Here is an 18,445-nt window from a genome sequence, read left to right as displayed (position 1 = left end):
CCTCAACCGACCGCGGACGGGACGGGAGTCGACCGGTTGCTTCGCGGACACCACCGGTTCGATCCGGATTCGAGCGTGTTGGCCGGGCGTACCAACCTGTGCGGGCGCCGTGCGGGGCGGGTGTCCTGCAGGGCCGGTGGTGTGGGGCGGGTGATGCGGGGCGGACCGTGGCGGGGCGGGCGGTGGCGGGGCGGGCGTCGCGGCCCCCGTTGCCCCCCACCGGGGCGTCCGGCGGGGTGGCCCCGAGGAAGCGCTGGTGAGGAGCACTCCAGAACCCTGGTAATGTTCTCTTTGTCGCCGAGGGGGCGAGGAAAGAGCCCCCGAAGCACACACCCGGTCCGGGTGGCGGAATGGCAGACGCGCTAGCTTGAGGTGCTAGTGCCCTTTATCGGGCGTGGGGGTTCAAGTCCCCCCTCGGACACAGCCGAAATTCCCCGTGGAAGCCGAGAGGCTCCACGGGGAATTTCGTTTTTCCGGCCCGCCCCATTTCGTCGGGCCGGCCCGATCATCATTCCCGGCCACCGCCGCCCCCTTCCGGGCGTTGTGGCGTCCGTCTCCTCGCCGGTCCGCACCGGCCCGGGAAGGCCGGACACGAGATGGCAACAATCGGACGGTCTGAGCTTCCTCTGAGGTTTTCGCCCGTTTTCGGACATAGGCTGCTCTCCGTTTGCTGAAATACCGGCTCAAAATCGCAAAAACACGACACCACCCGATGAACCACGAGCGAGAGGACCGATACGTTGAGTGAGCCCGAATCGTCGACGGCATCACACCAGAACTACCGCCGATCGCTCGGCACGATCAGCCTGACCGCGGTCGGGCTGGGATCGATCATCGGATCCGGCTGGTTGTTCGGTGCCGAGCGGGCCGCCAAGCTCGCCGGACCCGCCTCGATCCTCGCCTGGGTGATCGGCGCCGCGGTGGCGCTGACCATCGCGCTCACCTACAGCGAGCTGGGCTCGATGTTCCCCAAGGCCGGCGGCATGGTCCGGTACGGCCAGTACTCGCACGGCTCGCTGGCCGGCTACCTGGCCGCCTGGGCCAACTGGATCGCCATCGTCTCGGTCATCCCGGGTGAGGCCACCGCCTCCGTCCAGTACATGAGCTCCTGGGACTTCGGCTGGGCGAAGGGGTTGTACGACGGCAAGGAGTTGACCCTCAGCGGCGTGGCACTCGCCAGCGTGCTGCTGCTCGTCTACTTCGCCCTCAACTGGTTCGCGATCACGCTGTTCGCCAAGACCAACACCGCGATCACCGTCTTCAAGGTCGTCGTGCCGACGCTGACCGCCGGCGCGCTGCTCTTCGCGCACTTCGACACCTCGCACTTCACCGACCACGGCGGCTTCGCGCCGAACGGCTGGAGCGCGGTGTTCACCGCCGTCGCGGTCTCCGGGATCGTCTGGGCCTTCAACGGCTTCCAGTCCCCGCTCAACATGGCCGGCGAGGCCCGCAACCCCGGCAAGTCGCTGCCGAAGGCCGTCATCGGCTCGATCCTGATCGCCCTGGTGATCTACGTCGCGCTGCAGATCGCCTTCCTCGGCGCCATCCCGGGCGGCGACCTGGCGAACGGCTGGAGCAACCTCGCCTACACCTCGCCGCTGGCCGACCTGGCCATCGCCTGGGGCCTCAACTGGCTGGCGATCACGCTGTACGCGGACGCCTTCATCTCGCCCTCCGGCACCGGCATGATCTACGCCGCCACCACCTCGCGCATGATCCACGGCGTGCAGGAGAACGGCCACCTGCCGAAGGTCTTCGGCCGGGTCGACGCCAAGACCGGCATCCCGCGCCCGGCGCTGGTGCTCAACCTGGTGGTCGCCTTCATGTTCCTCGCCGTCTTCCGCGGCTGGGGCTCGCTGGCCGAGATCGTCTCGGTGGCCACCGTGATCTCGTACATCACCGGCCCGGTCGCCGTGATGGCGCTGCGCCGCCTGGCCCCCGACCTGCCCCGGCCGGTGCGGCTGCGCGCCATGCCGGTGATCGCCCCGGTCGCGATGGTGTTCGGCTCGCTGGTGCTCTACTGGGCCCGCTGGCCGCTCACCGGCAAGGTCATCCTGCTGATGGCCGCCGGTCTGCCGATCTGGGCCTGGTACGAGCTGCGCAAGCCGTTCGCCGAGCTGAAGCCGCACCTGAAGGCGGGCGCCTGGATGGTCGCGTACCTGTTCGTGATGGCCGGCGTCTCCTGGGCGGGCAGCGCCGACTTCGGTGGGCACGGCTACCTGCCGGAGGGCTGGGACCTGCTGATCGTCGCCGCGATCGGGCTGGCGTTCTACCGCTGGGGCGTCGCCAGCGCCTGGGCCAACCCCTCGCTGGCCGCGGTCCGCGAGGAGATCGCGCAGGCCGAGGGCGCCGCTCCGGTCGACGCCGCGGAGGCCTCGCGGGTCTGAGGCGGAGACGGGCGGGCGCATGAACGCGCCGGCTCACGGTGAAGGGCCGGTCGGATTCGTCCGACCGGCCCTTCGGCGTCCCTGGGGAGGGTGCGCGGTGCGCTCCGTTCCCGGTGTGGATCCATTCTGCCGCGGGCGGCACCCCCGGGTCACCGTCTTCGGGGATGATCTTCGTCGCGATGTCCGCGCCTAGCGTGGTGGCGGGCGGCCCTCGGTGGGAGGGCCCGGGCCGGAGGAGCGGATCGGCATGGCGGACGTACGGCGGCGGGACGGCCAGGCGGGGGCGGCTCCGGGCGGGGAGCCTGTCGAGGGGGCAGGCGCGCGGGCGGTCGAGGGAGCAGGCGCGGGGACAGGCGCGGGGGCGGTCGAGGGAGTGGCCGGGCGGCTGGCCGCGGAGCTGACCGGGATGATGGCCGAGGACGGCGCGGCCGCCCGGTTCGCGAACAGCCCCGACCTGGCCGAGCAGGCGGCGTGGCGGCGGCTCACCGTCCGGCACGGGGACCGGCTCGCGGAGATCATGGCGGCGCACGGCTGGCCGACCGAGCAGGCCGTCGGCCCCGAGGCCGCCCGGGCGGCCTGGCTGGTGGCGCAGCACGCGGACCGGCAGCTCGACGTCCAGCGGCGGGCGGCGGCGCTGATGGGCGAGGCCGTCGCCCGGGGCGAGGCGAGCGCCCGCGACCTGGCCTTCCTCGAGGACCGGCTGGCGGTCAACGAGGGGCGGGAGCAGCGCTACGGAACGCAGATCGGCGCGGTGGCGGAGGGCCGCCCGGTGCCGTGGCCGTGCGAGGAGCCGGAGCGGCTGGACGAGCGGCGGGCGGAGGTGGGCATCGAGCCGTTCGACGAGTACACCGCACGGTTCGCTCCGAGGTAACCGTCCGGTCCGCTCGGAGGTAACCGTCCGGTCCGCCGATCCGGATTGACTCTTGCGCGCGGCCGCCCGCGCCGCATTGACTGACCTCCCACTAGCGCTGCTAGTCAAGGCGGGTCGAGTGGATGAGCTGATGAGGGGACGATCGGTGCGGCAGGACGCGGAGTATCCGGAGCACGGCGACCAGTACATCGACGGCGAGTGGCGGCCCTCCGGGGACACCGGGTCCATCACCGTGCTGAACCCGGCGACCGAGCAGGTGCTGGCCACGGTGCCGGCCGGCGGCGTGATCGACGTCGACGCGGCGGTGACGGCGGCCCGGCGGGCGGCCCGCGGCTGGGGCGCGATCACCCGCGAGGAGCGGCTGGCGCTGCTGACCCGGCTGCGGGACGGGATCGCCGCCGCGCAGGGCGAGATCACCGAGACGGTCGTCGCCGAGCTCGGCTCGCCGGTCGGCTTCACCGGTGCCGTGCACGCAGGGCTGCCGCTCGCCGTGGCGACCTCCTACCTGTCCCTGCTCGCCGAGCACCCCTTCGAGGAGCGGATCGGCAACTCCGTGGTGCACGCCGAGCCGGCCGGGGTGGTCGCGGCGATCACGCCGTGGAACTACCCGCTGCACCAGATCGTGGCCAAGGCCGTCCCGGCGCTGGCGGCCGGCTGCCCGGTGGTCCTCAAGCCGGCCGAGGACACCCCGCTGGTGGCCCGGCTGTTCGCCCGGCTGGTGCACGAGGCCGCGTTCCCGGCGGGCGCCTTCAACCTGGTGACCGGCACCGGCGCGGTGGCGGGCGCGGCGCTCGTCGGGCACCGGGAGGTGGACCTGGTCTCGTTCACCGGCTCCACCGCCGTCGGCCGGCAGGTCGCCGAGACGGCCGGCCGGGGGCTGAAGCGGGTCTCCCTGGAGCTGGGCGGCAAGTCGGCCAACGTGGTGCTGCCCGGTGCCGACCTGGCCCGCGCGGTCAAGGCGAACGTCGCCAACGTCTTCGCCAACTCGGGCCAGACCTGCAGCGCGCTGACCCGGCTGCTGGTTCACCAGGACCAGTACGAGGAGGCGGTCGCCCGGGCCGCGGAGGTCGCCGCCCAGTACCGGCCGGGCGACCCGACCGACCCGCAGACCCGGATGGGCCCGCTGGTCAACGCCAGGCAGCTGGCCCGGGTTCGCGGCTACATCGACGGCGCGCTGGCCGAGGGCGCCCGGCTGGTCGTCGGCGGTTCGGAGCCGGTCGCCGACCTGCCCGCGGGCTACTACGTCCACCCGACGGTGCTCGCCGACGTGACCCCGGAGATGACGGTGGCCCAGGAGGAGGTCTTCGGCCCCGTCCTGGCGATCATGCGCTACCGCGACGAGGACCACGCCGCCGAACTCGCCAACGGCACCCCGTACGGCCTGTCCGGGGGCGTCTGGGCCCGCGACACCGACACCGCCGCCGTCTTCGCCCGCCGCCTCGACACCGGCCAGGTCGACCTCAACGGCGGCCGCTTCAACCCGCTCGCCCCCTTCGGCGGCTACAAGAGCTCGGGCCTCGGCCGGGAGCTGGGCCGCCACGGGCTGGAGGAGTTCCTCCAGTACAAGTCCCTGCAGTACTAGCGGGACTGACGGCCTTCGGCGAACAGATGACGGCGAACAGATGACAGATTTTGAAATCTGCCATCTGTTCGCTGTTCGTCGTTCGCTGTTCTCTGTTCGTCGTTCGCTGTTCTCTGTTCGTCGTCAGCTGTGCGTCGCCGTCCGTTCGCCGCGCACCGACGGGCCCTTCCCGGCATGGGAGGGTGACCCACGTCTCGGCGGATCGGCCATCCACTGGGCAGTACGGAACGCGGATCGCGCGGACACTGGGGCCACCGAGACCCGTCAATCGAGGGAAGGCCCCGTCATGCGAGCGATCCGCCCCCTTGCCACCGGTCCGACCGGCCCTCAGGCCCCGGGCCGGCTGGCGTCGTCCACCCAGGAGGTCCTGGCAGAGCTGCAACGGAGCGACGCCAAGGCCACCGGCATCGGAGCCGCGGCCGTCGGAGGCATCACCATGGCGACCGCGCTGAGCAGCACGCTGCCTCCGCTCTCCCCGCTGGCCAAGGCGACGCTCCTGGGCGTCATCACCCTCCTGGTCGGCTCGCTCGCCCTGTCGCTGGCGGCCGCCAGGCCCCAGCTCCGCCACGAGGGCCACCGTGCCCTGTCCTATCTGGAATTCGCCAGTTTGACGCCGGAACAGTTGGTCGAGTCATTCTCGGAGCGGAGTTCCGGGGATCTCGCGACGGCGCACGCGCAGCGTTTGGTGGAGCTTTCCCGGCTGGTCCTGCGGAAGTACCGCCTCCTTCGGCGTGCGGTCGATCTGCTGTCCTGCGGGCTGGTGTTGGGCACACTGGCCGCGGTTCTGGTTCTTGCGGCACACTGAGCGGATCACAGTGTCCGGCCGGCGAACCGGCAGTCCGCCGACCGCGGACCCGGCCACCGGAGGCGCCACGTGCAGGAGTCACACCGAGAGTTCCTGAGTGACGAGAAGTGGGCGCTCCTCCAACGGTTGGCGCCGGTGCGCCACCGCGCGTCCCGCGCCACCCTGCTGCGGCAGGACGGACCGGCCACCTGCGTCGTGCTCCTGGAGACCGGCAGTGTGATGGTGACCGCCGACGGCCCGCTCGGCAGTGAGCAGCTGCTCGCGGTCCGCGGCGACGGCGAACTCCTCGGCGAGATGTCGGTGTTGGCGGAGGGCGTGCGCAGCGCGACCGTACGGACCCTCGAACCCTGCCGGGTTCGCGTGGTCCCGGCCGTGGACTTCACGGACTTCGTCGAATCGCACGGCCTGCTGCGACCTTTGCTCAGGCACTCCTACAGCCGGCTCCGCGAGGCCGACCAGACCAGGCTGGAACTCGCGACCGGATCCGTGGCGCTCCGGCTGTCCGGTCTCCTCATGCGGCTCTCCGGCCCGGCGGCCTCCGGCGGCCCGTCCCGGATCCGGCTGCCGCAGGAGGACCTCGCCAGGCTCATCGGCGCCTCGCGCAACGCCGTCGGCAAGGTCTTGGTGGAGTGGAGCCGGCACGGCTGGCTGACCACGGCTCCGGGCGGCGGTGTGACGGTGACCGACTTGCCGTCGCTGCGCGCGCACGCCGCGGAGCGGTAGGACCGCGGACGTCGGCCGCGCAGTGGCGCAGCTCACTTCCGTCCTGCCATCCGTTGGGCAGCACCGACCGCCCGCTCGGAGGCATGATCGCTGCCGAGCGCGCGGACTCCGGCCCCGGCGCCCCGCTCGCACCCGCACCCGCACCCGCACCCGCACCAGGAGGACAGACAGACATGCTCCCCGCCCCCGTCGACTGGGACGACCTCCCGCCCGACCTCGCCATCCTCGTGGTCGACATCGTCGGCTACAGCAAGGTGCCGGAGACCGCGATGCCCGGCCTTCGGGCCGCACTGGACGCCGCCGTCGCCGAGACCTTCACCCGCATCGGCCTGGCCGCTCTCTGGGCCGACGAACGCCGGGGCAGCGATACGGGGGACGGCTGGATCAGGATCGTGCCCGCCGCGAAGGTCGTGCGGCTGGTCGACCCGGGCATCGCGCTCCTGGAGGACGCGTTGCACCGCCACAACCGGGAGCGACGCGCCCACGAGCCGGTCCTGCGGACCCGGCTGAGCGTCCACCTCGGCCCGCTCTCCCCCGACCACCGGGGCGATGCCGTCAACGACGCGTGCCGTCTGGTGGACAGTGACGAGGTCCGCGCCGCGGCCGGGGTGGCCGCGGAACACGACTCGTTCGTCGCGGCGATCGTCTCGGACGAGGTCCACCGGCGGGCCGTCGCCGCCGGGCGCACCCGCACGCTGTCCGAGCGGGACTTCCTGGACGTCTCGGCGGCCGTGCCGAAGAAGCGGTTCCAGCGCGCCGCGTGGGTCCACGTACCGCGGCTCGCGCCCGCGACGGTCAAGGCGGCCCTCGGCCGGGAGGAGCCTGCCGTGGAGCCCGCACCGAGCCCCACGGCCGGTCCGCAGCTCACCTTCAACGGCAATGTCGGCACAGCCGTCGGATCAGTCGAGACCCTGAACGTGGGGGGCGTCAACTTCGCATGACCATGGACGACTTGGAGCGGATTCAGGCCTTCCTGCCCGCGCCGGTCCGCACCGGTCCGGCCGGTACCACCAGGAAACCCGTCACGCCGGAGCGCGCTGCGCCCTCGTTGACGTTCATGGCGGACGTCGGGATCGCCGTCGGCCAGGTCGACAGGATGTACCAGGAGATCCGTCAGGACTTCCTCGAGGCCAGGACGCTGGACCGCACCAAGCTGCTCGAATCCCGGACGTTCGCCCTCCCGTCCACCTGGAACACCGTCCGAACGCAGCTGATCGACGCGCTGGCGGACCCCGGGGTGCGGGTGATCATCGTGGTGGCCCCGCGCGGCTACGGCTCGACCACCTTCGTCCACCACCTGCTGGCGAGCCACGCGCCGGACGAGATGGAACTCGTCGAACTCGAACCGGACGGACCGCGCCCGAGGGTCTCGAGGATCCGCCGGGATCCCGGACGGGCCTACCAGTTGGACCTCAAGGACCCGCAGACCGACCGACCGTCGACGACGTTCCTCGACGACGTCGCCGGAAGCGTCCCGATGCTGCGGCAGGCCCGATCGCTCTGGGTCCTCAACATCGCGGCGGATCTGTGGACCGAACAGCGGACCTGGCCCGTCGCGCCCGGGGTCCGGGTGGTTGAGCTCCGCTCCCCGCCGGAGCCGTACGCCGTCGCGGCGCGCCATCTGACGGCGGCCGGCATGTCCTGGCTCGTGCCGTACCTCCGGTCGGACACCGCCCGGGTCCATCTGTCGTCCCTGCGCAACGCGGTGGAGGCGGTGCGCGCGGCCGGCGCCGTGGCCGAACAGTGGCTGGAGTTCAAGCGCGACCACCCGGAGGAGGCCGGCTGGATCGAGGAGGGACTCGGTCGGCCCGGTGAGGCGGGCGACGACGCCTGCCATCCCGAACTCCGCACGAGCGTCGAGAACGCCCTCGGCGACTGGCGCACCGAGTTGGACGGCGTCTTCGCACACGGCGGCGACAGCGGTGGTGCGCTGTCCCTGCCCGACCGCTGCCTGTTGCTCTCCCTCGCCCTCCACCGGGTCGCGCCGGCCGCCAGGATCTCGCGGGACGCCCGCGCCTTGGAGGAGTTGATCGCCAAGAAGGACCGGACGCACGCTCCGACGAACCTCGGTCAGGTCTTCGCCGGACGCGGACTGCGGCAGCGGCTCACCGCGCTGCACGCGACGGTGAGTTCCCAGGACATCGTCTCGCTCAGTCGTCCTGGCTACGGCCAGGCCGTCCTCACGTACGTCTGGGACAACTACGAGGACATGCGGTCCGTCCTGCTGGAGTGGCTGATCGCGACCGCCCCGGCCGAGCGGGGCGAGGCGGACAAGAGCGTCGCAGCCCTGACCACGCTGGCCGCCCGGCACGGGGCGCCGACGGTTCTGACCGAGATCCGCGACACCGCCCACGAGTCCGGGCGGTCGGACATGTGCGCGGCCGTCATGGCTCGCGTGCTCGAGGACGCGGGGATGGAGCGGGCCGCGTGGGCCCGGCTCTACGACTGGGCCGACGACCGCCGCCACGGGACGCAGTCCGTGGTGGTCGACGTGGCGGAGCGCGTCCTGAGCGCCGAGGACCCGGGGGGCAGGGGGCACCGCAAGGCGATGACGCGGCTGCGCCGGGTCGCCTCGACTTCGAGGGACCAGTCCCTCCTCGGCAGTGTCCTGGCCATCTTCCGTCGTCTCGGCCACCGGGAGGAGGGACGGAACCTGCTGCTCTCCGAGGTGCTGCGCTGGCGCGAGAAGAAGGCCGCCCGATCCGGGAAGATCGCCATGCTGGCGCTGATGGGGCAGTTCGACGGCCCGTGGCCCTGGCTGCTCGGTACGGCCAACGAGAAGGCTCGTACCGAGATCGACGAAGGCCTGCGGGACCTCCTGGCGGACCCGCAGTTCGAGCCCCGGGCGGTCACCGCCATCTGCGCGTGGTTCGAGGCCGCGGCGACCGACACCGAGGCGTACGCCGCCGTCCGGGACCGGGTCGTGCCCGCGCTGGGCGGGCACTCGTCGCGGGACGCCGGAATCGACTTCTTCCGCCAGGTCGACCGACTGGCGCTGCCCGACGGCACCCAGGTCGGCGATGACGTCTGGGCCTCGTTGGTCCGGCTGCGGTGACCTGAGGCCCGCTCACGGCCGGCAGCTCACGGCCGGCAGCTGATGGCTGACGGCCTTCAGCCGACGACTTTCAGCGAACAGATGACAGATGACAGATTTCGAAATCTGTCATCTGTTCGCTGTCGGCTGTCTTCTGCAGGCCGTCCGCCGCCTGTCGTTCGCCGTCAGGCCAGGTCGACGCCCGGGTAGAGCGGGTACGGGGTGAGCAGGTCGGCGGCGCGCTTGGCGGTGGCGTCGCGGAGGGCGGCGTCCAGGGTGTAGGCGGCCTTGGACGGGGAGCCCTTGGCGGTGGTGGTGGGGGTGGTGGCGGTCAGGACGGTGTGGATCAGGTCGGCGATCTCGTCCATCTCCGCGGTGCCGAGGCCGCGGGTGGTGAGGGCCGGGGTGCCGAGGCGGACGCCCGAGGTGTACCAGGCGCCGTTCGGGTCCTGCGGGACGGAGTTGCGGTTGGTGACGATGCCCGAGTCGAGCAGGGCCGCCTCGGCCTGGCGGCCGGTCAGGCCGTAGCCGGAGACGTCGGCGAGGACCAGGTGGTTGTCGGTGCCCCCGGTGACCAGCTTGCCGCCGCGGCGCAGCAGGCCCTCGGCCAGCGCCCGGGCGTTGGCGACGACGGCGCGGGCGTACGCCTGGAACTCGGGGCGGCGGGCCTCCGCGAGGGCGACCGCCTTGGCGGCCATGACGTGCGAGAGCGGGCCGCCGAGCACCAGCGGGCAGCCGCGGTCGACGTGCTCGGCCAGTTCGGACTGGCACAGCACCATGCCGCCGCGCGGTCCGCGCAGGGACTTGTGGGTGGTGGTGGTGACGATGTGGGCGTACGGGACCGGGTCGTGGTCACCGGTCAGCACCTTGCCCGCGACCAGGCCGGCGAAGTGCGCCATGTCGACCATGAGGGTCGCGCCGACCTCGTCCGCGATCTCGCGCATCCTGCGGAAGTCCACCAGCCGCGGGTAGGCGGAATAGCCTGCCACGATGATCAGCGGGCGGAACTCGCGGGCGGTCTCGCGCAGCGCGTCGTAGTCGATCAGGCCGGTGGCCGGGTCGGTGCCGTAGCTGCGCTGCTCGAACATCTTGCCCGAGATGTTGGGCCGGAAGCCGTGGGTGAGGTGGCCGCCGGTGTCCAGGGACATGCCGAGCATCCGCTGGTTGCCGAGCTCCTGGCGCAGTCGCGCCCAGTCCTCGTCGGTGAGGTCGTTGACGTTGCGCACCGCGGCGCGCTCCAGGGCCGGGCTCTCGACCCGCTGGGAGAGGACGGCCCAGAAGGCGGTGAGGTTGGCGTCGATGCCGGAGTGCGGCTGGACGTAGGCGTGGTCGGCGCCGAACAGCTCGCGGGCGTGCTCGGCGGCGATGCTCTCGACGGTGTCGACGTTGCGGCAGCCCGCGTAGAAGCGGCGGCCGACGGTTCCCTCGGCGTACTTGTCGCTGAGCCAGTTGCCCATGGTGAGCAGGACGGCCGGGGAGGCGTAGTTCTCGCTGGCGATCAGCTTGAGCGAGTCGCGCTGGTCCGCGAGTTCCTGTCCGATGGCGGCGGCGATCCTCGGTTCGACGCCGGCGACCACGTCGAGGGCGCTGCGGAAGGCGGTGTCGGCCGCGGCGGAGGCGGTGGTGTGGGGCTGCTGGGCCATGGCGGTCTCCTGGTGGGGATTGCGGGGGCCCAGGCGCTCGGCAACTTCACGTGAGGGTTCACGGGGCCGCTTCCCGATGGTTGATTCCATCCCTACGCGCCAGTTGCGGCCCACCGGGATCGTATCAACCCCCGAGGGACTGTGGCGGAGGTCTCAGAATGCGGAACGGGCAGTCCGTTTTGTCCCGCTTTATCCGTTCTATTGCAACGCCGGTGTTTCGGCGAAATGAAGCCGCCACATTTCCCGAAACAGTTCCGCAGGAATGGCTCGAACGAGCCCCGGAGGTGATTTGCGGAACCTCGGACGCATCCGATCAAATGTCGCCCGAACGGCTTTCGGGAAACCTCCGGAGGCCGCACCGGAAATGCACACCAGCGCACCCTCACCCATGGGGCGGCGGAGAATTCGGGGGTTACGCCTCATGGCAGTGGTCGACACCGGCCCAAGCACCGGCCCAAGCACCGGCGCTGGCCCAAGCACCGGCGCGGACACCACCCCGACCACGGCGGCAGGCCGCGCGCCCGCAGCCCCCGGGCCGCTCCGCCGGATCCTGCGGGACCGGGTCGGCGCCGCCGCCCTGGCGGTGGTGGTGCTGTTCCTGCTGCTCGCCCTCGGCGCCCCGCTGGTCGCGGCGCTGTACGGGAAGAACCCGGTCGACCACTACGGCCAGAACGTTCCCGGCCTGCTCAGCGATGGTGGCCTGCCAATGCTGCCGAACGGCGGCATCTCCGGGGACTTCTGGTTCGGCCTGGAACCCGGTCTCGGCCGGGACGTGTTCACCCAGCTGCTGTACGGCATGCGCACCTCGCTGCTGATCGCCTTCGCGGCCGCCGCGGTGACCACCACGCTGGGGGTGCTCGCCGGTGTCGCGGTGGGCTACCTCGGCGGGGTCACGGACCGGCTGTTCGGATTCCTCGCCAATGTGCTGCTGGCCTTTCCCACGCTGCTCCTGCTGCTCGCGCTCAGCCCGGTGATCCAGTCCCGGCTGGTCGACCCGGGCACCGCGGAACCGGAGTGGATGCAGTTCCTGGTGCTGGTCCTGGTTTTCTCGGCGTTCGGCTGGATTCCGCTCGCGCTTTCCCTGCGGGCCACCGTCCGCTCGCTCCGGGAAAGGGATTTCGTGCAGTCCGCGCGGGCCCAGGGTGCGAGCCGGTTCCATGTCGTCGTCCACGAACTGCTGCCGAATGTCCGCTCGCAGCTGCTGGTGCACGCCACCATGGCGGTCCCGACGTTCGTCGCGTCCGAGGCCGCGCTGTCCTTCCTCGGCGTCGGCGTCACCGAGCCGGTCCCGGACTGGGGGCGGATGATCGCGCGCGGCTCCGAGGTCTTCCGGGCCGACCCCACCTACATGGTGTTCCCCGGGGTGGCGCTGCTGCTGTTCGTCATCGCCTTCAACCTGCTCGGCGACGCCGTCCGGGACGCGCTGGACCCGCGCGTCGGCGGCGCCCGCTGAAGGCTCTCACCGGGCGCCGCCCGCTGAAGCCCCTCGTCCGCTCCCTTCCGTTCCCCCTTTCGATCCCCTCTTCCATTCGCCCCTCTTTCGTTCAACCGAGCCCGTCCCGGCACGATCCGCCGGGACAAGGAGAGATTCGCCATGCGCTGGACCAGATCGTCCCTCGCCGTCGTCGCCACCGTCCTGCTGGCGACCTCCTGCTCGGCCGGCGCGGGCAGCACCGCGGGATCCGGCGGTGCTGCCGGGGCCTCCGCCAAGGAGACGTCCCCGCTGACCGCCGTGCTCGGCAGCGAGCAGGAGAGCGCCGGCCCGGCCCCGGCCGTCCCCGGCGCCCGCGCCGGCGGCACGGTGAACGTGTACAACAGCGTCGAGTTCCGCCACCTCGACCCGCAGAAGGTCTACGCGGGTGCCACCTACAACGCCTCGCTGCTCTGGGGCCGCCAGCTGACCCAGTACCAGGTCGTGGACGGCAAGGCCAAGCTGGTCGGCGACCTGGCCACCGACACCGGCACCCCGACCGACGGCGGGCGCACCTGGACGTACCGGCTCAAGGCGGGCGTCGCCTGGGAGGACGGTCAGCCGATCACCGCCGGGGACGTCAAGTACGGCATCGAGCGCACCTTCGGCAAGGGCTACGAGGTCGGCCCGCCGTACTGGCCGCAGTGGCTCACCGGCGAGGCGAGCTACGAGGCGGCGCGCGCCAAGTACGCGGGCCCGCAGGCCGGCGACCTGGACGCGATCGAGACGCCGGACGAACGCACCATCGTCTTCCACTTCCCGCAGCCGCAGGCCGACGTGCCGTACATGGCCGCGCAGTCCTCCTCCTCGCCGGTGCGCCGGGACAAGGACACCGGGACGGACTACGACCGCCTGCCGTTCGCGACCGGCCCGTACCGGATCGTCGAGCACGTCCAGAACACCCGCATGGTGCTGGAGCGCAACCCCGCCTGGAAGCCCGAGACCGACCCGATCCGCAGCCAGTACCCGGAGAAGTTCGTCTTCACGTACGGCAAGGAGGCGCTCAACCTCAACCAGGAGATCCTCTCCGGCCGGGACGGCGGCGCCAACGCCACCACCGCGTCCGACACCCTCTCCGCCGAGCTGTACCAGACCACCGACAGCGATCCGAAGGCCGGGGAACTGGTCGTCTCCGGCCGGCAGGGCGCCTTCGTCACCCAGCTGATGATCAACAACGAGCGGGTGCCGGACGTCGAGGTCCGCAAGGCGCTGCACCTGGCCTACCCGCGCCAGCAGGCCCGTCAGGTCCAGGGCGGCGCCCGCACCGGCGAGCTGGCCACCACGCTCAGCTCGCCCGCGCTGATCGACTACCAGAAGTACGACCTCTACCCGGCCAGGCCCGAGGGCGACCCGGAGGCCGCGAAGGCCGCGCTCGCCAAGGCCAAGCAGGCGCCCGGCAGCCTGACCTACGCGTACCGGAACACCCCGACCGGGCAGCGCGTCGCGCAGGTGCTGGTCGAGGGCTTCGGCAAGGCCGGGATCACCGTCGTGCCCAAGCCGGTCGACCCCAAGGCCTTCCTGGACGAGGTGCACCGCGCCGACTCCCCGTACGACCTGTTCGAGGAGACCAGCTCGGTCGACTGGCCGACCCCGTCCACCCTCGTCCCGTTCTCCTTCGACGGCCGGGCCGGCAGCGACATCAACTCAGCGCGCTACCGCAACCCGGAGGTCGACAAGGAGATCGACCGGATCAACCAGATCGGCGAGCCGCGCGCCAAGGCCAAGGAGCTGTACGCGCTGGAGCAGACCGTGATGAAGGACGTGCCGGTGCTGCCGTTCGCCTACCCGACCGTCAACCAGCTGCGCGGCAGCAACGTCGGCGGGGCGTTCATCCACCCGATCTACGGGACGGTCTCGCTGGCCTGGCTGTACCTGAAGTCCTGACGGCCGGGCCCGCTCCCGCCCCGGGTTCCTCGGTGGAACGGGCGCGGGCCCCTTCGTCCTCGCTTCTTCGCTTCTTCGCTTCTTCGCTTCTTCGCTTCTTCCACCTGTCCCCTCCTTCCGCCCGTCCCCCTCTAACGCCTCCCCCGTCACGTCGACCCCGGATCGGCCATGCTCTCCTTCGTCCTGCGGCGGACCGCCCAGGCCCTCGCGGTCCTGGTCGCGGTCTCCGCCGCCGCCTTCGCCCTCTTCTACGCCGCGCCCGCCGACCCGGCCCGCGCCGCCTGCGGCCCGCGCTGCGACAGCGGGCAGGTCGCGGCGGTCCGCCAGAGCATGGGCCTGGACCAGCCGCTGCTCACCCAGTACACCGACTACCTGGTCGGGGTCGTCGCCGGGCGGGACATCGGCGACGTGGACGGCTCGACCATCCACTGCGACGCCCCGTGCCTCGGCTACTCCTACCGGCTGCACCAGCCGGTCACCGAGGCGCTCGCCGACCACCTGCCCGTCACCCTCTCGCTGACCGCCGGGGCGCTCGCCGTCCTGCTGGTGTTCGGCCTCGGCACCGGGTTCGTCTCCGCGCTGCGGCACGGGCGGCGGACCGACCGGCTGCTGTCGGGCTTCACCCTGGTCGGCGCGAGCGTGCAGATCTACTTCCTCGGGTACGTCGCGCAGTGGCTGCTGGTGTACTCCACCGGGCTGCTGCCGCTGCCCTCCTACACCGCGCCGGCCGACGACCCGGCCGCCTGGGCGGGCGGGATGCTGCTCCCCTGGCTCGTCCTCGGCTTCGTCAACTCGGCCGTGTTCGCCCGGCTCTCGCGCTCGCAGCTGCTGGAGACGATGAACGAGGAGTACGTCCGCACGGCCCGCGGCAAGGGCCTGGGACGGCTGCGCGCCCACCTCAAGTACACCTCGCGCGGCGCCGCGGGACCGCTGGTGCAGCTGATCGGGCTGGAGGCCGGGGCGCTGCTCGGCGGGGCCGTGATCACCGAGACGGTGTTCGGGCTGAACGGGGTCGGGCGGTTCGCCGCGGAGGCCGTCGGCGGGCAGGACCTGCCCGCCGTGGTCGGCGCGGTGCTGCTGGCCGCCTGCTTCATGGTGCTGTTCGTCGCGCTGGCCGACCTCGCGGTCGCCTGGCTCGACCCGCGTGTCCGGCTGAGCTGATGGGGAGTCCGTCGATGAGATCCACTGTTCCGGGGGACGGCGTGAAGACCGTCTCAGCGAAGGCCGCCGGGGAGACGGGCGTCGAGCCCGTGCTGAGCGTCCGCGACCTGACCGTCGCCTTCGCCGACCCGCGCGGCGGCGCGCCGGTGACCGCCGTCCGGGGCCTGTCGTTCGACCTCGCGCCGGGTGAGGTCCTTGGCCTGGTGGGCGAGTCGGGCTCCGGCAAGTCGACCGTCGGGCTCGCCGTCCTCGGCCTGCACGACCCGCGCACCACCACCGTCACCGGCTCGATCCGGCTGGGCGGGCAGGAGGTGGTCGGCGCCGAGGAGTCCGCGCTGCGCGGGGTGCGGGGCGGGACGGCCGCACTGGTCTTCCAGGACGCGCTCACCTCGCTCAGCCCCTTCCACGGTGTGGGCGCCCAGCTCGCCGAGATGTACCGGCTGCACCACCCGGGCGCCGGCCGGGCCGAGGCTGGCCGGCGGGCGGGCGAGATGCTCGACCGGGTGGGCATCCCGGCGGCCAGGTCCCGCGACTTTCCGCACCAATTCTCCGGTGGCATGCGCCAGCGCGTGATGATCGCGATGGCCCTGATGAACGACCCCCGGCTGATCATCGCGGACGAGCCGACCACCGCCCTGGACGCCCGCGTCCAGCGGCAGGTTCTGGACCTGCTCGGCGAGTTGCAGCGCGAGCACGGGACGGCGGTGCTGCTGGTCAGCCATGACCTGGGCGTGGTCGCCGGGACGACGGACCGCACGCTGGTGCTGCGCGGCGGGGTCGGGATCGAGTCCGCGCCGACCGCCGAGCTGCTGTCCGCACCGCGCGAGCCGTACACCCGGGCGCTGGTGGGCGCGGCGCTCCGGCTGGACTCGGTACCGGGCACCGCCCTGCCGACGGTCGACGAGCCGGCGCCGTCCCGGACGTTCCGGCCGCGGACCGTCCGGCATCCCGAGCGCTGGCTGGTCGAGGTGGAGGACCTGTCCGTGCACTTCCCCGGTCGCCGGCGCTTCCCCGGCCTGCGGGCCGAACCGGTCCGGGCGGTCGAGGGGGTCGGCCTGCGGATCGCCCCCGGCGAGACGCTCGGGCTGGTCGGCGAGTCCGGCTCCGGCAAGTCCACCACCTCACGGGTCCTGGCCGGGCTGCAACGGCCCACCGGCGGACGGGTGTCGTACGACGGGCAGGACGTCACCCGGCCGGACCGGGAGCTGCGCAAGCGGCTCAGCCGGGAGATCCAGCTGGTCTTCCAGGACCCGTACGCCTCGCTCAACCCGCGCCGGACCATCGCCCGGACCCTGGACACCCCGCTGCGCCTGCACACCTCGCTGAGCCCGGCCGAACGGCGGGAGCGCTCCGCCGAGTTGCTGGAGCAGGTCGGGCTGGAGGCCCGGCACCTGGACCGCTACCCGCACGAGTTCTCCGGCGGACAGCGCCAGCGGATCGGCATCGCCCGGGCGCTCGCCCCGCAGCCGCGCCTGATCATCGCCGACGAGCCGGTCTCCGCACTCGACGTGTCGGTACAGGCCCAGGTGCTCAACCTGCTGATGGAGCTGCGCGAACGGCTCGGCGTCGCCTTCCTGTTCGTCTCCCACGACCTCGCGGTGGTACGGCACTTCTGCGACCGGGTGGCGGTGATGCACCGGGGCCGGCTGGTCGAGTCCACCGACCGGGACCGGTTGTTCGAGGCGCCGCACACCGAGTACACGCGGGAGCTGCTGGCGGCGGCGCACTGAGATGATCGAGGCCCGTCGGACGGGACCGGACCCGTCGGACGCAATCGGAGAGGTGCAGCGACGATGTCCACCACCAGCGACCGGACGACCGTGGACGAGGAACTCGTGGAGGCGGCCCTGGAGGTCGCTCGACGGTACGCGCGGGGCGACAACCACACCGTGGCGGCCGCGGGCCGCAATGCCGACGGGCGGATCGTCACCGCGCTGAACGCCTACCACTTCACCGGCGGGCCGTGTGCCGAGCTGGTGCTCATCGGCGCGGCGGCCGGCCAGGGGGCGTACGAGCTCACCACCGTGGTGGCCGTGGGCGACCGGGAACGCGGGGTGATCCCGCCGTGCGGGCGGTGCCGGCAGGTGCTGCTGGACTACTTCCCCGAGGTGGGGGTCATCGTCGGGCGGGGGCCGGAGCTGCGCACCGTGCCGGTGTCGGCCCTTCTGCCGGGGGCGTACGTCTGGGCCGACCACCAGGAGGAGTGAACGGAAGGTCGTGCACCCTTCGTTCGGCTGCGCCGCTCCGGTTCGAGGCGCTAGCGTGCAGGCGGTGTGACGTAGGAGACCCGGGCAAGGAATCACCAACCGAGGGGGCACATTTGTCGGACGACCTGCTCATCGCAAAGATCAACCACGGCTTCGATCACCTCGACGCCGACGGCGACGGCCTGCTCACCGAGCGGGACCACGTCCTGATGGGCCTCTCGGTGGCCCGCTCGCTCGGCCACCAGGAGGGTTCCGAGGCGGAGGCCGTGATAGTGCGCGCCTACCTGACGACCTGGCACGACCTGCACCTCGCCCGGCTGCCCGCCGGCACCGAGGCGATCACCCGCCAGCAGTTCGTCGCCTCGACCGGCTCGCTCGCCGACGACCCGGAGGCCGCGCAGGACATCCTCGGCGCACTCGCCCGCGCCTTCCTCGCCGTCGCCGACGCCGACCGCAGCGGGACGGTGGACGCCGGCGAGTTCTTCGTCTTCCAGCGCGGCCACTTCGCCGGCCTCTCCCGCGACGACGCCGACGAGGCCTTCCGCCACCTCGACACCGACGGCGACGGCGTGCTCTCCGCGGCCGAGTTCACCAACGCGATCATCGAGTTCTGGACCAGCCGCGACCCGGACGCTCCCGGCAACTGGTGGACGGGCAGGGCGCCGCACTCCTTCTGA

The 18,445-nt window shown here is 72.1% G+C and carries 14 protein-coding genes, 1 tRNA gene and 1 riboswitch; of the genes, 14 read left to right on the top strand and 1 reads right to left on the bottom strand.

Translation table 11 applies throughout. The annotated features are described in order from the left end of the window. The first annotated feature begins 336 nt into the window (after nucleotides 1–336). The 8 genes from ACWDBE_RS16790 (at nucleotide 337) to ACWDBE_RS16755 (ending at nucleotide 9,423) form a co-directional block, all read left to right on the top strand. Nucleotides 337–421 (top strand) — tRNA-Leu (locus ACWDBE_RS16790). A 319-nt stretch (nucleotides 422–740) separates the two neighbouring features. Next, complete coding sequence (locus tag ACWDBE_RS16785; RefSeq protein WP_449788757.1) at nucleotides 741–2,387, top strand: APC family permease; 1,647 nt, start codon at nucleotides 741–743, stop codon at nucleotides 2,385–2,387. Nucleotides 2,388–2,793: 406 nt separating this feature from the next. Further along, nucleotides 2,794–3,258 (top strand): DUF6624 domain-containing protein, encoded by a 465-nt coding sequence (locus ACWDBE_RS16780; protein WP_449808431.1) that lies wholly within the window; start codon nucleotides 2,794–2,796, stop codon nucleotides 3,256–3,258. A 130-nt stretch (nucleotides 3,259–3,388) separates the two neighbouring features. Next, the gene (locus ACWDBE_RS16775) at nucleotides 3,389–4,840 is read left to right on the top strand and encodes an aldehyde dehydrogenase family protein (RefSeq protein WP_449808399.1); all 1,452 of its coding nucleotides are present in this window, start codon (nucleotides 3,389–3,391) and stop codon (nucleotides 4,838–4,840) included. 40 nt (nucleotides 4,841–4,880) lie between these two features. Next, complete coding sequence (locus ACWDBE_RS16770; protein WP_449808398.1) at nucleotides 4,881–5,645, top strand: Pycsar system effector family protein; 765 nt, start codon at nucleotides 4,881–4,883, stop codon at nucleotides 5,643–5,645. Between the two features lie 69 nt (nucleotides 5,646–5,714). Then, complete coding sequence (locus tag ACWDBE_RS16765) at nucleotides 5,715–6,368, top strand: Crp/Fnr family transcriptional regulator (RefSeq protein WP_449808397.1); 654 nt, start codon at nucleotides 5,715–5,717, stop codon at nucleotides 6,366–6,368. Nucleotides 6,369–6,541: 173 nt separating this feature from the next. After that, on the top strand, nucleotides 6,542–7,309 hold the full coding sequence (locus ACWDBE_RS16760; protein ID WP_449808396.1) for a hypothetical protein: 768 nt from the start codon (nucleotides 6,542–6,544) through the stop codon (nucleotides 7,307–7,309). Then, nucleotides 7,306–9,423, top strand: a complete 2,118-nt coding sequence (locus ACWDBE_RS16755; RefSeq protein ID WP_449808395.1) for a hypothetical protein — start codon at nucleotides 7,306–7,308, stop codon at nucleotides 9,421–9,423. Before ACWDBE_RS16760 ends, ACWDBE_RS16755 begins: the two co-directional genes overlap by 4 nt. A gap of 164 nt (nucleotides 9,424–9,587) precedes the next feature. Here ACWDBE_RS16755 and ACWDBE_RS16750 read toward each other — a convergent pair whose 3' ends face one another. Beyond that, nucleotides 9,588–11,045 (bottom strand): glycine hydroxymethyltransferase, encoded by a 1,458-nt coding sequence (locus ACWDBE_RS16750; RefSeq protein WP_449788763.1) that lies wholly within the window; start codon nucleotides 11,043–11,045, stop codon nucleotides 9,588–9,590. A 20-nt stretch (nucleotides 11,046–11,065) separates the two neighbouring features. Further along, nucleotides 11,066–11,162, bottom strand: a riboswitch (ZMP/ZTP riboswitch). 304 nt (nucleotides 11,163–11,466) lie between these two features. Here ACWDBE_RS16750 and ACWDBE_RS16745 point away from each other — a divergent pair. From ACWDBE_RS16745 to ACWDBE_RS16720, 6 genes are all read left to right on the top strand, one after another. Then, complete coding sequence (locus tag ACWDBE_RS16745) at nucleotides 11,467–12,498, top strand: ABC transporter permease (protein WP_449808394.1); 1,032 nt, start codon at nucleotides 11,467–11,469, stop codon at nucleotides 12,496–12,498. Nucleotides 12,499–12,639: 141 nt separating this feature from the next. After that, nucleotides 12,640–14,400 (top strand): ABC transporter substrate-binding protein, encoded by a 1,761-nt coding sequence (locus ACWDBE_RS16740; RefSeq protein ID WP_449808393.1) that lies wholly within the window; start codon nucleotides 12,640–12,642, stop codon nucleotides 14,398–14,400. Nucleotides 14,401–14,568: 168 nt separating this feature from the next. Then, nucleotides 14,569–15,561 (top strand): ABC transporter permease, encoded by a 993-nt coding sequence (locus ACWDBE_RS16735; RefSeq protein WP_449808392.1) that lies wholly within the window; start codon nucleotides 14,569–14,571, stop codon nucleotides 15,559–15,561. Between the two features lie 14 nt (nucleotides 15,562–15,575). After that, nucleotides 15,576–17,291 (top strand): dipeptide ABC transporter ATP-binding protein, encoded by a 1,716-nt coding sequence (locus ACWDBE_RS16730; protein ID WP_449808391.1) that lies wholly within the window; start codon nucleotides 15,576–15,578, stop codon nucleotides 17,289–17,291. Between the two features lie 63 nt (nucleotides 17,292–17,354). After that, entirely contained in the window at nucleotides 17,355–17,768 is a 414-nt protein-coding gene (locus ACWDBE_RS16725) for a cytidine deaminase family protein (protein WP_402408488.1), read from the top strand. 113 nt (nucleotides 17,769–17,881) lie between these two features. Then, complete coding sequence (locus ACWDBE_RS16720) at nucleotides 17,882–18,445, top strand: EF-hand domain-containing protein (protein ID WP_392875545.1); 564 nt, start codon at nucleotides 17,882–17,884, stop codon at nucleotides 18,443–18,445.

This window comes from Kitasatospora sp. NPDC001132, from assembly GCF_053598415.1.
This window is presented reverse-complemented; position numbering and strand designations above follow the sequence as displayed.

Excerpts from the sequence above, each read along its gene's own strand:
- ACWDBE_RS16780 (WP_449808431.1), top strand. The coding sequence starts at position 2,794 with ATGATGGCCGAGGACGGCGCGGCCGCCCGGTTCGCGAACAGCCCCGAC.
- ACWDBE_RS16775 (WP_449808399.1), top strand. The coding sequence starts at position 3,389 with ATGAGGGGACGATCGGTGCGGCAGGACGCGGAGTATCCGGAGCACGGC.
- ACWDBE_RS16770 (WP_449808398.1), top strand. The coding sequence starts at position 4,881 with ATGACAGATTTTGAAATCTGCCATCTGTTCGCTGTTCGTCGTTCGCTG.
- ACWDBE_RS16760 (WP_449808396.1), top strand. The coding sequence starts at position 6,542 with ATGCTCCCCGCCCCCGTCGACTGGGACGACCTCCCGCCCGACCTCGCC.
- ACWDBE_RS16755 (WP_449808395.1), top strand. The coding sequence starts at position 7,306 with ATGACCATGGACGACTTGGAGCGGATTCAGGCCTTCCTGCCCGCGCCG.
- ACWDBE_RS16750 (WP_449788763.1), bottom strand. The coding sequence starts at position 11,045 with ATGGCCCAGCAGCCCCACACCACCGCCTCCGCCGCGGCCGACACCGCC.
- ACWDBE_RS16745 (WP_449808394.1), top strand. The coding sequence starts at position 11,467 with ATGGCAGTGGTCGACACCGGCCCAAGCACCGGCCCAAGCACCGGCGCT.
- ACWDBE_RS16740 (WP_449808393.1), top strand. The coding sequence starts at position 12,640 with ATGCGCTGGACCAGATCGTCCCTCGCCGTCGTCGCCACCGTCCTGCTG.
- ACWDBE_RS16735 (WP_449808392.1), top strand. The coding sequence starts at position 14,569 with ATGCTCTCCTTCGTCCTGCGGCGGACCGCCCAGGCCCTCGCGGTCCTG.
- ACWDBE_RS16730 (WP_449808391.1), top strand. The coding sequence starts at position 15,576 with ATGAGATCCACTGTTCCGGGGGACGGCGTGAAGACCGTCTCAGCGAAG.
- ACWDBE_RS16725 (WP_402408488.1), top strand. The coding sequence starts at position 17,355 with ATGTCCACCACCAGCGACCGGACGACCGTGGACGAGGAACTCGTGGAG.